At 30.4% G+C, this 15,899-nt stretch carries 12 protein-coding genes; 3 read left to right on the top strand and 9 right to left on the bottom strand.

Annotated features, from left to right (window positions below; all coding sequences use genetic code 11):
* Positions 1–132 precede the first annotated feature (132 nt).
* Complete coding sequence (gene ppx / locus BDW25_RS05370; protein WP_002448430.1) at positions 133–1,674, top strand: exopolyphosphatase; 1,542 nt, start codon at positions 133–135, stop codon at positions 1,672–1,674.
* Positions 1,675–1,776: 102 nt separating this feature from the next.
* On the top strand, positions 1,777–3,942 hold the full coding sequence (locus BDW25_RS05365) for an RNA degradosome polyphosphate kinase (protein ID WP_107632282.1): 2,166 nt from the start codon (positions 1,777–1,779) through the stop codon (positions 3,940–3,942).
* A 56-nt stretch (positions 3,943–3,998) separates the two neighbouring features.
* Here BDW25_RS05365 and BDW25_RS05360 read toward each other — a convergent pair whose 3' ends face one another.
* Together BDW25_RS05360 and BDW25_RS05355 are read right to left on the bottom strand one after the other, a co-directional pair.
* Complete coding sequence (locus tag BDW25_RS05360; RefSeq protein ID WP_077700013.1) at positions 3,999–5,231, bottom strand: acetylornithine deacetylase; 1,233 nt, start codon at positions 5,229–5,231, stop codon at positions 3,999–4,001.
* 124 nt (positions 5,232–5,355) lie between these two features.
* Entirely contained in the window at positions 5,356–6,051 is a 696-nt protein-coding gene (locus BDW25_RS05355; protein ID WP_002448484.1) for an SDR family oxidoreductase, read from the bottom strand.
* A 152-nt stretch (positions 6,052–6,203) separates the two neighbouring features.
* Here BDW25_RS05355 and BDW25_RS05350 point away from each other — a divergent pair, with 152 nt between their 5' ends.
* Entirely contained in the window at positions 6,204–6,488 is a 285-nt protein-coding gene (locus tag BDW25_RS05350) for a DUF1413 domain-containing protein (RefSeq protein ID WP_133945042.1), read from the top strand.
* 155 nt (positions 6,489–6,643) lie between these two features.
* Here BDW25_RS05350 and BDW25_RS05345 read toward each other — a convergent pair whose 3' ends face one another.
* From BDW25_RS05345 to BDW25_RS05315, 7 genes are all read right to left on the bottom strand, one after another.
* Positions 6,644–6,835 (bottom strand): hypothetical protein, encoded by a 192-nt coding sequence (locus BDW25_RS05345; protein ID WP_002448449.1) that lies wholly within the window; start codon positions 6,833–6,835, stop codon positions 6,644–6,646.
* Between the two features lie 259 nt (positions 6,836–7,094).
* The gene (gene dcm / locus BDW25_RS05340; RefSeq protein WP_243830612.1) at positions 7,095–8,165 is read right to left on the bottom strand and encodes a DNA (cytosine-5-)-methyltransferase; all 1,071 of its coding nucleotides are present in this window, start codon (positions 8,163–8,165) and stop codon (positions 7,095–7,097) included.
* Positions 8,166–8,364: 199 nt separating this feature from the next.
* Positions 8,365–9,327 (bottom strand): phospholipase D family protein, encoded by a 963-nt coding sequence (locus BDW25_RS05335; protein WP_133945038.1) that lies wholly within the window; start codon positions 9,325–9,327, stop codon positions 8,365–8,367.
* 5 nt (positions 9,328–9,332) lie between these two features.
* Positions 9,333–10,019 carry a DUF6339 family protein gene (locus BDW25_RS05330; protein WP_049432615.1) on the bottom strand — a complete coding sequence of 229 codons (687 nt, stop codon included), beginning with the start codon at positions 10,017–10,019 and terminating at the stop codon, positions 9,333–9,335.
* A 1-nt stretch (position 10,020) separates the two neighbouring features.
* A complete protein-coding gene (locus tag BDW25_RS05325) occupies positions 10,021–10,977 on the bottom strand; it encodes a hypothetical protein (RefSeq protein WP_049432618.1) in 957 nt (318 codons plus the stop codon).
* A gap of 2 nt (positions 10,978–10,979) precedes the next feature.
* A complete protein-coding gene (locus tag BDW25_RS05320) occupies positions 10,980–13,016 on the bottom strand; it encodes a hypothetical protein (protein WP_133945036.1) in 2,037 nt (678 codons plus the stop codon).
* Entirely contained in the window at positions 13,013–15,781 is a 2,769-nt protein-coding gene (locus BDW25_RS05315) for a Z1 domain-containing protein (RefSeq protein ID WP_133945034.1), read from the bottom strand. Before BDW25_RS05315 ends, BDW25_RS05320 begins: the two co-directional genes overlap by 4 nt.
* Between the last annotated feature and the right edge of the window lie 118 nt (positions 15,782–15,899).

The following is a 15,899-nucleotide window of genomic DNA, read 5'->3' as shown; positions in this document are numbered from 1 at the left end:
TGAAATCGTTTTACAATTGAATTCTTTTTTATATTCAAAGAAATGCAAATAGGATTCGTATCTTTTTCTATTTATAAAATTCATGTAAAATAAAACTATAATAGGAAGTATTGAAAGACTTAGGAGGCCATGATGGAAGAACGTATAGGATTAATAGATATTGGCTCAAATACGATTAGATTAGTTATCTTTAGATTTAGCAAAGATGCAGGATTAAATGAATTGCTCAACATTAAAACGCCTGCTCGCTTGAGTCAATACTTGACAAAAGAAAATAAAATGAGCCAAGAAGGCATTAACGTACTCATTGAAGCATTACGCAGTTTTAAATCTGTATCTGAAAAATTTAAAGTAAAAGCATTACATCCTATCGCAACAGCAGCGATTCGTCAATCTGAGAATAAGGATGACATTGTTAAAAGAGTGAAAGATGAACTTGATATTGAAATCTCAATTATTCCTGAAAAAGAAGAAGCATATTATGGTTACTATGCTATTACTCATACCACTGAAATTGAAAATGGCGTATCTGTAGACATCGGTGGCGGTTCAACGGAAGTTACTTTATTTAAGGATAAAGAACTATTTGAATCACATAGTTTTCCTTTCGGGGTAGTCACGTTAAAACATAAATTCTTTGATGGCAAAGACCACAATGATAAAGGTGCGATCAAAGATATGGAGAAATTTTTATCTCAACAATTTAGTACATTGGATTGGCTTAAAGATCAAGAGATTGCCTTAGTCGGCGTTGGTGGTTCTGCACGTAACGTAGCACGTATTCATCAATCTGAACACGCTTATCCTATAAGTGGCGTACACAATTATACAATGTCAGATAAAGATATTGATGAAGTGTACAACATGATACGTAAAAGTTCACGTGATGAGTTAAATAACCTAGATGGATTAAGTCGCGATCGTGCAGATATTATTCTTCCAGCAGTATCAGTATTTAAGACACTTTATAAAAAAATAGATGCGAAGCAATTCACATTTTCAAGAAATGGCTTACGTGAAGGCTATATTATTAAACAAATCCGCTCACGCTATCCAGATGTATTTGACAAACATAATGTGCGTAAAGAAGCGATTTATTTCTTAGCACATGACTATCATATCGAAGAACATAGCTCACAAGGTCGTTTAAAATTAGCACAATCTTTATTAAAACAATTAATGGATTTAGGTGATTTAAAGATTAATGACACAGAGCAACGTCTATTTGAAGAAGCAACCTATATTTATTATTTAGGTAGATTTATTGATTCAGATTCAAGTTCTCCACATACGTATTATATTATCGCGAACTCAATGATTAATGGGTATACACATAAAGATCGCGTTAAACTCGCCCTTTTAGCAAGTTTTAAAAATAAATCTTTACTTAAGTTCTATTGTAAAGAAACAGATTGGTTTAGTAATAAGGAAATTGAAACCATTCAAGCATTAGGTGGCATTATTAAATTTGTGAATGCTTTAAATATTTCACAAACTAGCTTTGTTCAAGACGTGAGTTTAAAAGAAACGAAAAAAAGCAATGACGATTATGAACTGACCGTACATTATACTGAAGGCGAACCGATTGCTGAGAAATATCAAGCATTAAGACAGAAAAAGCATATTGAAAAGATTCTTAAAGGATCAGTATCCATTGTCTTTACAAAATCTTAAAATTTGTATGCTATATTATAGGTAGATAGTTCTGTCATAGACTATATAGTTTTACAAATAGAAAGATTGATAATCGAAGAAATGACGAGGTGTATTTTGAATATGCAAACTCAATTGGGAGACTATGATATTAGCTTGCCGAAATACTATAATAATCGCGAACTTAGTTGGTTAGATTTCAACTATCGTGTATTACAAGAAGCTTATGATAACAACAATCCACTATTAGAAAAATTAAATTTCGTATCTATCTTTAGTTCGAACTTAGATGAATTCTTTATGGTGCGTGTGGCTGGTTTAAAAGACCAAGTAAAAATGGGATTCGATAAACCTGAAAATAAAACACAAATGACACCACAAGAACAAGTAGATGCTATTCAAGAAAAAGCTAAAAATTATGTCAATATGCAATATGAACGCTATAACGAACTTATCGAAGAATTACGCAATTATGACATTGTGATGTGTAAACCAGAAAACTTATCTGACTCTATTTTAAGTAAGTTAGAAAGGGATTTTAAACTCACGATTTTACCAACGTTAACACCACTTGGTATAGATGCATACCACCCTTTCCCAAAACTAAATAATAAAAGTCTAAATATCTTCGTAGATATCGATACAGATGATGCCATTAACTCAGCTATTGTTCAAATTCCATCTCTTATCCCTAGATTCTTAACTTATAATGAAGGCTCAAAACAATATGTAGTCATGGTAGAAGATGTCATTACACACTTCATCAATCACTTATTTACAGGCTATGAAGTATTAAATACCTTTACATTTAGAATTACTAGAAATGCTGATTTAACGATTCATGAAGATGGCGCTGAAGACTTACTTATCGAAATCGAACGTTTCTTAAAAGAACGTAAAAGTGGTTCTGCTGTACGTTTAGAAGTCGACAATCGTACAGCCTCTATCGAAGATTTAGGATGGTTAACAGACACTTTAGAAGTGGATGAACAAGACGTTTACTTACTTAACGGACCTTTAGATTTAACATTTATCTTTGGCTTAGTTGATCATCTATCCCATAAATTAAAATACTTAACATATGATAAATATACACCACAAATTCCACGTTCATTAGGTAACAATAATGTGTATGATCTTGCATTAAAACGTGATGTCTTTTTCCATCACCCATACGAATCATTTGAGCCTATTGTAGACTTTATTCGTGAAGCAGCTGAAGATCCTAACACGATTGCGATTAAACAAACGCTTTATCGTGTAAGTAAAGATTCACCCATTATTAAAAGCTTAAAAGAAGCGGCTGAAAATGGTAAACAAGTGACTGTCCTTGTAGAATTAAAAGCGCGTTTCGACGAGGAAAATAACGTTCATTGGGCACGTATGTTAGAAGATGCAGGTTGTCATGTTATTTATGGTATGACTCATTTAAAAACGCATAGTAAAATTGCTCTAGTCGTTAAACGCATCGGTGGCAAATTAACTTCATTCGTACACTTAGGTACAGGTAACTATAACGATAAAACTGCAAAACTATACACAGATATGGGTGTGATTACGACAGATACATTAATTGCTGAAGATGCCATTAATTTCTTTAACTATTTAAGTGGTTACTCAGTTAAACCTGAATATAATAAATTAATTGTCGCACCATTTGATATTCGTGACGTCTTTATTGATCGTATTGATAAAGAAATTGCAAGTCATCGTCAACATGGTAACGGTAAAATTATGATGAAAATGAATTCCTTAACGGATAAGGCCATCATTGAAAAATTATTTGAAGCATCTCAAGCAGGTGTTACCATTCAACTCATTATTCGCGGTATCTGTTGCCTAAAACCAGGCATTCCAGGTGTCAGCGAAAATATTGAAGTTGTAAGTATTGTAGGTCGTCTATTAGAACACTCTCGTATTTATTACTTCTACAATAATGGTGACGAACGTATTTATTTATCATCTGCAGACGTCATGACACGTAACATGATTAAACGTGTTGAAATCTTATTCCCTGTAGAAGATAAAGAAATCGGTAAACGTCTTGTAGACTTTATGAATTTACAATTATCTGATAATCAAAAAGGACGTTATCAAGATCAGTATGGTGAGTATCATTACGTTCAAAATGATTTATCTCCATTAAATTCACAAGCTTACTTGATGAAAGAAGCAGTTAAGTATGGTAAAAAGCTAAAAAAGGAGGCAACCCAGCCTTCAGGAATGCCCGTCGTTTCTAAAAGAAGAGCGAGCTGGGTCAATCGTCTTCGAAACACATTAAAAAAATAATGTGACTATAAAATAGCCAAGTCGTGTCATTCAACAGCACGACTTGGCTTTTTAGTTTATTTCTCAGGATGTTCATACCAGTGTTTTAAGAATGTATATAACACATCACTATAAGTTTGAAGTTCTTGTGCTTCTATCTTTTCATCTACACTATGGGCTTCTTCTAGACTACCTGGACCATATAAAATGGTTGGAATATCAAAATGAGCAGTCCAACCTCCATCTGTCACTGTGGTACTCATACCATGTTTCATTTCACTGTGATGAACGTGATAATGTGCATCTTGTAATTGTTTAAAGCCTGGATGTTCTAATGGAATAGTAAAACTTGGGAAAATTTCTCCTTTATCTTCTATCATTGATTCACCGCCCCATTCGAACTGTAACGGGTTCTCTCTTAACCAAATGTCTGCATCTGCAACACGATTTAAATATGCTTCTATCTCTTTTGTAACGTCTTCATAACTTTCATTTGGTAAATAATGAACCGTAATCCATAAACAACATTCATCAGCAATAAAAGCAGGATGGCGTCCTCCTTCAATCACTGCTGGATTAATCGTATTCGCACCGGGTGGCATACCAGGACTATGTTTCATCACTGCCCAGTGCTGTTCAAGTTCATTCAGTGCTTGAATGATTTTGGTCATTTTTTCAATTGCACTCGCACCAAATAAACCTCCACCTGCATGAATCGTTTGACTACGTGCGCCATCATGAATGGTATTCTTACTTTTAACCGTAATCCATCCTGTAATGACTCCGCCTTGTCCAAGTGCCATATTTTCACTTGTATCTAATACTAATGCCAAATCTGCGTGAGGACCGATTTCACATGCGCGTTTCGTCCCCGCTTCACCCACTTCTTCTCCTACTACAGATTGCACGACAATATCTCCTTTAGGTCGTCGTCCTTCTTGATGTAACTTTTCAAGCACATAAAACAGCGAGGCCATACCGCCTTTCATATCACTTACACCACGACCATATAGCCATCCCTCTTTTTCAGTCAATTGAAACGGTGGATATTGCCAATTAGAATCATCGTCCACATTCGCCACATCTACATGACCATTGAGAATTAATTTAGGTGCATCCTCATCTTCCCCTTTTAATGTTGCGACGATAACACTATCATTTTCATATAAATGTTCACGTTGAATATCAAAATTTAGTGTTTTTAATAAGTGTTCAATGTCATCTTGTAAAGGATCCGTATTACGTCCAGGAGGACTCTCTGTATTATATTTAACTAATACATCTAACAATTCAAATAAACGTTGTTCCATCACTTTATCACCCTTTTAAGTTATATGATCTTTCAATATAAGTGTAACATTTCAACACTAATATTGAAGGGTAAAAAGGAGCGTTTCCTACCATAGGCAAGAAACGCTCTTATTCTCATTAGATTTAAACTGGACGAACGACGACTTCATTAACGTTTACATGTGCAGGTTGCGTCACTGCATAGATTACCGCATCAGCTATATTCTCAGGATCTAATTTCTTTCTATCACCAAAGTCATATCCTTCTGTCATAGGTGTATCTACCATTCCTGGTAAAATACTGGTTGATTTAATACCCGTTCGCGCAAGCTCTTTTTCTAAAGCTTCTACAATACGTAATACAGCAGATTTCGTTGCACTGTATAATGCACTCGTCTTATTAACTTCAAAGCCTGAAATAGATGCCATATTGACAATATGACCACTAGATTGTTCTTCAAAATGAGGAAGTACAGCATTCAGACCATATAACAATCCTTTAATATTCGTATCAACCATTTTATCCCAATCGTCTACTTTGTAATCTGTGATTTTAGAAGATAAGTTAATGCCTGCACAATTGACAAAGATATCAATTTTTCCAAATTTAGCAATCGCATTTTCTACAAGAGCATCAACGTCATCACGATACATCACATTGGTTGGCGTAATAAGGTAGTCTCCTTCATTCAAATGTTCTGCAACACGTTGTAACTTCTCATCATTACGACCCGCTAGCACAACTTTAGCACCTTCTTCAGCAAGTCGTTTGGTCGTTGCTTCACCAATTCCACTACTCGCACCTGTAATTATCGCAACTGTATCTGTTAATTTAGCCATATTCATCATCCTTTATTGTTGTTTATTCATCCATTTCCATAATTCTTTATACATAAACGTCATTATCAATTTAAAGTCTCAATTATAGATTGTAATTTAAACTTAAACGTAATAAAGTGAAGATATATGACTATAAATAAAGGGGAATAGATATGTCTGTGATTGCGAAAGATTTTAGTCCATTAGTTCAAGCATTACGTCAAAAAGTAGGTCGCACAAGTTTTTCATTTCGTTTCGAAGATTTATTTACTAAAGAAGAGTGGTTAAACATGAGTGTCAAAGAACGAACACGCCAAGAAAGAGAATTTATTGCACGAATGGATCACATTCCAAATATTCGAATGCCTTTTGCTAGTGAAGATGGCTATAAGTTCAAATTGTATAATCAAGAGTACCAATATAATGAAGTGAAGAAGAACTTTAAATCTTTATCATAAAAATAAACCCGCATCAAGGGAAGTGAGATGCGGGTTTCAACACATTATCTAAAAATGATTGGGGGTATATTTAGGATATGCCCTCGACTGCTCACCAACGAGGGCATGATAGGATACGTTCTTGAATGGTATAGGAGGTCATTCAATTCTGTATTTTAATTTGTAACTAGTGTTTTACGTTCGAGACCATAGAAGTATAAACGTTCAGCATCTAAATAAGACATTGAATCAATTGTCATATATCCATCTTTTATATCACTAATTAATCCTTGGTTTACGCCTGTTTTTAAATAAATATCGTAACTACCTTCTTCAGAAAAAATAACGCCTTCTATTACTTTTCTCATTAGTATCACTCCAATTACTTATTCCTTACAATTCTTATCATACACGCTTTTTTTTATTTTAAAAGGGGTATGTGATACTTTTCACAAATAGTTCAATAATTTAAAAATTCGTTTGTTCATTTTTTCACATGTAAGTTGAATTTAAATGATAAGTATGTTAGGGGATAAAAAAATACGTGCTATTTTGCTCCTTATCTTGTTCCCTCAAGAATGTCGCAAATTGCACGCATAAATAAAAGACTTAAAAATATACTAAGTCTTAGCTTTTAAGAAATTGATTATTTAGAATCGTCTTTTCAATTTCTAGCATTTGAGAAAATATTTTTTCAAGAACATTCACAACGATACTATTACCAGCTAAACGAATAAGCTTAGAATTAGGTAAGATTTTTCTATCATTTTCAAAAACAATATTATTTCTCATTAAGTTATTAAAATCTTTTTCATCAAAACCCATTAATAAAAAACATTCTCTAGGAGTAAGGTTTCGATACATTTTATTTTTTTCTACCAACTTGATTTGATCATATAAAATAATACCCGAATTAGGATGTCTATCTTGTTTGGTAGTAATAGTTCTAGCAATAGTATTATCAAATGCAATATTATCTTTAGCAAGATGTCTATTTAATTTTAATATTTTTTCTCGAGATGGAGTAAAGGTTGGAGTGCTTTCTATAGCTTCATGTCTGTATATATCATTATTATAATCAAGCTTTAAATACTCAGATAAAGGATGAAAGTTATTAGACTGATAATGTTCTAAGTTATTTTCAAATAAGTATTGTTCTAATTTTCTTTGTTGATCTTCATTATTGACTTTAATACTCATCATGTAAGTTCTTATTCGACTTTGTGGCACTCCAAAATTTCTAGAATCTAATGTATATATTTGATTTACATATCCCAAAGATTCTAAAAACTCACACCACTCAATAAAATTATCTTTATGCTTATCTGATAAAATTTCACTTACGTTTTCCATTAATAAGAAGTTAGGGAGCGTTTTATCTTGTTCAACATACTCTTTTAATATTCTTTCAATTTGCCATAACAATGTGCTTCTATTATTGGCATTTCTATCTATACCACCTTCATTTTTATGCCAATGACCGCTTTTTGATAAATCTTGGCACGGAAATGAATATGTAAGTAAATCAGCATCAGGCAAATCTATAGCTTTTACCGAAGTGATATCTACTAAATTATTTGTTCTTCCAATTGCAATTAATATTGACTTAAGTTGAGTCATATTTAATGCACTTAAACCTCTTTGAGTCATCGGTTGTTTTCCATCATTAGATAAACTATATTTTGATAAAACCTTCAAAATAGATTCTCTCGTATGATGTCTTAGTGGTTTAAGATCTTGTGAACCATTATGAATGATATCATATGCATATAAAGCGCCAATTTCCCATTCAACAGTTGCTACTACTGAATAATCAATATTTAAGTTTTTTAATGCTTGAGCTTGGCTGCCTATACCACTAAACGTTTCTATTACTCTAAAAATTTTAATTCCCCCTTTAATTTGTAAATGTTAATAAATATTTATTACTATCAACTTTTTTGAAAGTAAAGAATTTATAACCAAAATACTCTAGATGTTCATGAGTTATAGGGGTTTTTTCTTTTAAACCAATTATATTACTAAAATAATCATACAAATTAATATTTAAAAAATGTAATTCTCTATTAAATTCCCCATCTAATTTACCTTTTATAGATTCTCCCTTAAAATCAATGATGTCAAGTTCAGCATCTTGAATAAAAAAGTTTTTCATATCGGCTACATTATTATAATTAGATTTAATTAAATGAGGATTCTTATTAGAAAATTCGCCATTTATTCCTGAACTATCCCATCTCTTATTAGCTTTTAAAGGTACAACAATTGGTAATTTAATAAAAACATCTGAATTATCCACTTTTAAGTCAGATTTTATATTATTTTTCTTATTAAATTCTTTAATATTTTTTTTAATAGAATCGATATCGTTAAAAATATCTTCTCTCAAATTTCTATTATCTACAAATTGCAAATACTCATTTATTGATTTATCATTACATAATTTTGACTTCTCTTTTTGATCATTGAATAATTCATTTAAAGACTCATTAGTTTCACATAATAATTCATTATTAAATATAAATCCATTTTCTGTAAAGTTTGCAGAGCCCACAAAGCTTTTAGTCTCTTCATAGTTAGAAAAAACATATGCTTTAATATGCGTTAAAGCTGCCTTATACTGATAATAAATATTTACATTTTTATTTATACTCATAATTCTTAAATACTGTTTGTGATTAGCTTTTAATACGCCTTCTTGACTCATACCAATGAATAACTCTATTTTTAAATCAGGAAATTCTTCTATAATTCGTTCTAAAAAAGATGCTGAAGCATATCCTGAAATAATCGATAACTTATCATAAATTTTACAGTTTTCTTTTAGTACATTTAAATATAGTTCATTATTATAAATCATTACTATTAGACCTTAGCCATTTTAAACAAACTATCAACATATTTTTCAATTCCTCCATCTACTAACTCAGGAGATGTAGTAAGAATTTTGGCAGTATTTAATTTTAAAACTGTTCTAAATAAATTTCTTGAGCTATCACTATAATTTGCATATTGTTTCATAATTTCTCTAAATAATTCAACATTATATCCTAAACCTGGTCTTTCAACTAATTGAAGTATAGTATCAGTAGTATTACCTATTAAAATTTTGTAAGTTTCGTCAATACTATTTTGCCATGACAAATGAATATACCACCATATCGTTTTCAACCAAATTCTACGTGATGTTTGATAAAAATGAGAAGCATTCATTCCCCATCTAGCATGTACAATATCTGGTATCACTTTAATAGATAAAAATCTCCAAATTTCGTCATTTGCCGCTACTCTATTAGAAAAATTATCATCTTTTCTTAAAATTTCATATAACTTTAATCCAAATAAAACGTCAAATTGATAGTCCAATTTATTCGCATTATCAAAATTATATTCATCATATAATGAATCTCTAGCTTCAATTAATTGTTCACGTAAATGTTCAAATTCTTTTGGAGGATTAATAGGTTCGATTTCATTTATATTAACGATTAGTTTATCAAAGTCTTTATTGGCATTACTTATATCGTATCTTATATTTTCCCAATTAATCATATTAATTTGTTTCCTCCTGATTTAAATTTTCAATACCATTCATAAGGCTATTTTGGATAGAAAATATATCACTAGTATCTACATTAAAAGTTTTTACCCAATATGAAACAGCTGAAAGAATTGTACCAGGAAGTAAATTTTCTTCATCGTCTATAGAATATTGTTCAATGAGAATTACCTCTTGAATAATAAGTGCCATAGCTTGCATAATAATATGATTCATATATCCAAGATTAATTTTTCTTGTTTCTTTTTTTACTTCTGAAAACAGAGGATGTTTAATATTAAATGCAATACTTACATTAGATGCATCTAATGTATCTTCATCTGGCGATATCCAATTTTTTTCAATTTTCCACAATGGTCCTTCTTTATCTTCAAACTCTGTAATAGGAAAACTAGATCCTACTCCATCCACCACTAATTCAATAGGATTTAAATCTTCATAAGATAAAGTCATTCCTTGTGTATTTGCCATATATGGTAACGTATCTTTTACTTCTTTTAAATATAAAAAGAAATCTAGATTGATTACTCCTCTAATCGTTGAAGGCTCAAAATTATAATCAAATGTAATTTCTAGTTTATTTGCTTGATTTTTAAAAGATGCAATTCTCACTGTTTCTTGAAAGCTAGAGCTTTTTGAATAAATATGTACTGCTAAACCTATAGTATTATCAGTACATGTGATACCATCTTTGCCGAATAATAAATATGGTTTTTCAATAATCAATTTTTGCTCTAATCTAAGATTGTTATCGTAAGGAGACCACATTGAGTCAAATTCATTAATATTAATAGAAACTCCATTTTCGCTATCTATTGAAATTTCTTTTTCTTCATTCAAATCATTAGAAGAATAATATAGTCTGAGTTGTTCGAATTTAACCCCTGCTTCATCAATAAACTTCTCATTTAGCTTTCTATATAATGCTATTTGATTTGTCGAAAGAGTCAAAATTAATCATCTCCTTTCTCTTTATATTTATCTGAAGCTATAGAAACATTAGGTATAAAGTCTAAGGTATTAGTATTTATAACCATTTCTCCAGAGACAATAACTTTATCGTTACTCATATTTTTTATAATAAATTCATCTAAATTATTAGACTCTTGATAAATTGATATTTGTTCATCATTAAATTGTTCAATATTTTTATTTAAAATCTGTTCATTAATTTTATTTATTTTAATGTCACTAATTTCAAAAGGAAACTGAATTTCTTCTCCCATCGTTTTTATCCAGTCTTTTTTTGTCATTTTTTTCTCTTGAGATAAAACTTCAAGATAAACAACACTAGTAGCTGTATTTTTAATACTTGCTTCAAACTCTACTTTCACTGTATTTCTATCAATTGGTTCAGAAGATAAAATATTGATATCAGCTAGTCTATTCTTATCACTTGAGATTCTAGAATTAGTATTACTTTGTCTCTTACTTGTAGAAGTTCTTCCATAACTTTTTGGAGGTAAAAATAACTTACCAAATTTTCTCGAAATGCCTGACGTAGCTGATGATTGTTTTTCACTATCATTACCTTGATAAAAATCACTTATTATTTTACTTGTTGTAATTTTCATTCTATTTATAATACCGAATCCATCTTCGTCTATCCAATTAGCATGGTCAGCATTTTCTGTTGCTCTTAAATATTGCTCAAGCTTATCATAGCCTTCTTTTTGAAATTTTATTGCTAATGGTCCTTCTGAATTAGGTACAAAAAAACCAATTAGTAAATCATTTTCATTAAACAAACTTGCTTTAGGTGCCCATTCACCATCAATACTATACTCAACAATCATCCCTGGTTTTCTACAATAAGCAATTATTTTAGAAGTATTTTCTAAGACTTTTTTCTCATTTTTTAGGCCAATTAATTCTAGCGGTGAATATCTATTATCAGGGGGTGTCATTTTAAGCTCTTCTTTAGAAACTTTTTTAAAAGCAATATGTCCTACCGGTGTCTTGCTTGGCTTATCCATACCATTTTTCTTTAGATAAATGGGTTGAGTGACTATTGTTTTGTCTCCACTTTCTCCCTTTAAAGCACTTGTATATAAATCTTTCATCAGTTCAAAAAATGGTTCTATATTATAGTTATCAAGTAATGGTTCTTCATTTACTCGTGCAATTAATTTAGAATTATTAACTAACTTTCTATATTCTTCATTATTTAATCTTGGATTATACCATCTTTGAATTGCATATTTTAATGCTAGCTCTTTATCTTCTTCCCAAGGATAAAGCTTTTCCTCATCTTCATTTAAATTAAAATCTTTTAAGTAAGGTATGATAATCGTTGTGCCTGTTTCTTCGTTTGTATATTGACTTAATCCAAATATTTCTAAGAACTCTTTAATTTTTTCTGAATCAGTCAGAGGAAAGATTCTTTCATCTGTTTCATCTTTATATTCTCCCCACCAAGCAATACCTCTTACATTATTCGGTAGTAGTTTCTCTTTTTGTTTTGGACTTTCTATAAGCGAAGCAATTAGTCTTTCTTCAAAACCATTATCAGTCTTCACACGAGTATAATAGATAACTATTCCTGCTCCAATTCTGAAATAACTCGTTTTTCCTAAACCCCAGCTACCACCTGCTCCTTCTGCTTCTTGATTTTTGCCTATACCAAATACTAATTTATAAAAATTACTTTTATTTAATTCTTCTGGGTCAGTAGAACTATAATTTCCTGTTAAACCAGAAGTATTTTTATCTCTTATCGCAATGAAATTTTCATATTCATTGTATTTACTATTTAAATTATCTTCTACACCTTCAAGGTTAGTTGCAAATTGATAAGAATTGAAATTTCCTAATGTAAAATCTACAATTGTTTCACTACTTTCTGGTAGTGTAGCATCTAAACTATTCTGTAAAGATTCTCTAACCATAAGATCTACAATAGGTAAACTCTTATTTTGTAACGATCTTAAAATTGCATCACCATCTTGAGCCATGCTTTGCAAATCATTGGGAGCATTCTTTAATTTCATTTTTCTTTCTCCTCATTCTTAAAATCTTCTTTAAATTCATCTTCATCTATCATTTCATCTTTAAAATCAATTTTTGCAGAAATATAAGTAGTATTATTACCTTTAGAGACTCCTGGAAGCATAATATTTATTCCAATAATGTCCTCTGGAAAATCTAGTTTTTCTCTAGATTCTGGATTTTTAACTTTAATATCCTTATCTCCCTTATTAATTCTATAAATAATTAATTGAGGCACATTACCATATCCATATTTTTCTCTAGTATTACGAACATCTATCATTTTAGCTGATTTTCCTTCTTTTTTTTCAAGAGGAGATTCTATATCAGAATATAAATCTTCTGGTACTCTTAGGGTGCCAATTGAAATTGTATCTCCTTGACTTCTTTTAACCAATTTCGTACGAATAACTGAATTCACATGAAATCCATTGATATTCCACTTATGGCTTTCTGAAGAAGAAACTTTTCCAGTTCCTGATAAAATAACACTCCAACCGTTAAGGGTACCTCCATTTGTTTCGAGCCATTCAATTAAGGCAGGTAACGCTCGCATTTTAGTATCTATTTGCGATACTTTATAATCTTTTAAGAAAGCCTTAATTTTCGAATTATCAACATTTCTCCATATAAGCTTATTATTTTTAACCTCACAGTTCTTTAACTCTTCAAGAAAGCCTTTTGTTACATTTAAGTTATGTTTTAGCATGTCACTATTTTTTTCGAAATATACTGTTTGACTATTGAATCCAAAAAAGTCAAATTCTCTTTCAATAGATGACTGTTGTTTATTATTTGATGTAATTCTAATTAGTTGATAATCTGGTGAGTTCTTGATACGTGGAGCATAATCTATAGGTGTATTCCCATTTATGGCATATTGTTGTATTTCTTCTCGTAATTCTTCATTCATTTGACTTAAAAATAAGAAGCGTCTGTTAGCATTTTCATCTAACCATACTCTAGGAAAAATTTCATATCCTTTTCTATAACCAAACCATCTCCCCATTTGCATTAAAGTATCGGCTTGATTTGTGGTACGTAAGAAATAAGTAGTAGTTAATCCTTCTAATGTTAAACCTCTTGATAAAGTATTTCCGCCTATAACAATAAATGCTGGAGCAACCTCAGGCATATTGTTTTTATCAGGATATATTAATCTTACTTGTTGATTATTTACTCTTGTTCTACTATTATCTATTGCTAAATGTATTCCATTATGAAATACTGGGGCCTTTTCCTCATTTAATGGTATATAACTTATAAATTCATCATCATCAAGAGAAATCATTTTAATTAACTGTTCTTTAACTTTTTCCCATATTGGATATTCTGGCACAAGCTCTGGTGTAGAATAACTTCCCATACCGTCAAGAAAAACTTGTTTATTCATAACATATTGTTCAGATTTATATAATTCATGAAATTCTGATAACACTTGTTCGTCAAAATTATCTTTTAAATATTTAATATAATTTTGAACTTTGTCAGCAATGATTTCATGATGATCTATTTTAAAACTTGTATGTATTAACATACTAACAGGTTTTTTTAGTGAATATGTTCTTATAGCACAAACCGTCAATATAAACCATCTTATTGAGTCTTTAAAACTTCTTGGTATATTTTGTCCAGTTTCACCCTTTTGAATATCTTTTATCAAATTTGCATCTGTTTCACTAATTTCTTTTATAATTTCAACTTTGGGACTTTTTTCTGGCTCTTCCATACCAAAAATTTGTGTAGGTCCTATATAATCTTCGGATGGTTCTAATAAAGTTATAAAGTCTTTAGGATATAACGAGTCTTTACTAGTTTCATTTAATACATTGGCATAAGGAGTTGCAGTATAAGATATATAATTCATCGCTAAGAATGATTTATCGTTCACTAATTTTTTAATTAATTTATTAATTGTTGAATTTTCTTCTTCTATATCCTTAGTATTAATACTTGCTTGATCAGCTTCATCATCTATTACTAGTATTCTCAATTGTTTCGCTTTATTAGGGTCTGATTTTAGCCATTTAATCAAACTTTCCAGTCTACCTTTATTTTTCAGACACACAGTAAAATACTTATCCCTAGAGTTATTACTTAAATTATATTTGCTAATATCGTGTTCTGGTTCTCTAGATCTAATAGTCGGGTTATCTACACGTGTCCAATCTAAATTTCTCAACTTCACATTTTTTAAATCATCGTATAATCTTGAAGCTGTTTGTCGTCTTAAGTTTTCTATGACACCTGATAAAACAATAAAATAATTAAAACCATTATCAGCAGCCATGGCCATTAATCCTGCCATATTAGCTGTTTTCCCAGACTGAACATTACCAACTACTAAACCCTTTATAGGTCCACTTTCTCTAGTATCAAATTGTAATGATTTTAATATCTCAAATGAAGATTTTTCTATATTAGTAATTGATTTTTCAGAAAAACCTTTATCTTCAAGTTTTTGTTTATATGTTTGCCAAGATGAATAAATAGTATTAGGTATTTTAGCATCATTTTCGGCGTTTCTTCCTAATTTGACAATATTAACTTCCTTTTCTAACTGATACATTTCTTCAACAAGTTCTTCCCATTCTTGTACTGTCAATCTTTCAGCAATCAAAGCAGAAGATAGATTATCTAACATTAGTTGTGTATCAGTATTTTCATTACCTAAGTTTTTAATTTCTTCCCAACTTTGACCTATCTTATTTAATCTATGATGAATATGATTTACATATACTTCGTATTTACTATCGTTTATTTTCATAAATATCCCCTTATAAAGTATTTTTAATATATTAATTATATAATATGTATATGTATAAATAAATATATTGCAAGCTATAATACTATAAAACAAAAAAGATATCATAAAATACTGACTT

This window comes from Staphylococcus sp. AtDRG32 (assembly GCF_004365845.1).
Taxonomy (GTDB): domain Bacteria; phylum Bacillota; class Bacilli; order Staphylococcales; family Staphylococcaceae; genus Staphylococcus; species Staphylococcus hominis.
The sequence above is the reverse complement of the archived record's forward strand: the minus strand, read 5'-3'. Positions and strand labels throughout refer to the sequence as shown.

Excerpts from the sequence above, each read along its gene's own strand:
- ppx (WP_002448430.1), top strand. The coding sequence starts at position 133 with ATGGAAGAACGTATAGGATTAATAGATATTGGCTCAAATACGATTAGA.
- BDW25_RS05365 (WP_107632282.1), top strand. The coding sequence starts at position 1,777 with ATGCAAACTCAATTGGGAGACTATGATATTAGCTTGCCGAAATACTAT.
- BDW25_RS05360 (WP_077700013.1), bottom strand. The coding sequence starts at position 5,231 with ATGGAACAACGTTTATTTGAATTGTTAGATGTATTAGTTAAATATAAT.
- BDW25_RS05355 (WP_002448484.1), bottom strand. The coding sequence starts at position 6,051 with ATGGCTAAATTAACAGATACAGTTGCGATAATTACAGGTGCGAGTAGT.
- BDW25_RS05350 (WP_133945042.1), top strand. The coding sequence starts at position 6,204 with ATGTCTGTGATTGCGAAAGATTTTAGTCCATTAGTTCAAGCATTACGT.
- BDW25_RS05345 (WP_002448449.1), bottom strand. The coding sequence starts at position 6,835 with ATGAGAAAAGTAATAGAAGGCGTTATTTTTTCTGAAGAAGGTAGTTAC.
- BDW25_RS05335 (WP_133945038.1), bottom strand. The coding sequence starts at position 9,327 with ATGATTTATAATAATGAACTATATTTAAATGTACTAAAAGAAAACTGT.
- BDW25_RS05330 (WP_049432615.1), bottom strand. The coding sequence starts at position 10,019 with ATGATTAATTGGGAAAATATAAGATACGATATAAGTAATGCCAATAAA.
- BDW25_RS05320 (WP_133945036.1), bottom strand. The coding sequence starts at position 13,016 with ATGAAATTAAAGAATGCTCCCAATGATTTGCAAAGCATGGCTCAAGAT.
- BDW25_RS05315 (WP_133945034.1), bottom strand. The coding sequence starts at position 15,781 with ATGAAAATAAACGATAGTAAATACGAAGTATATGTAAATCATATTCAT.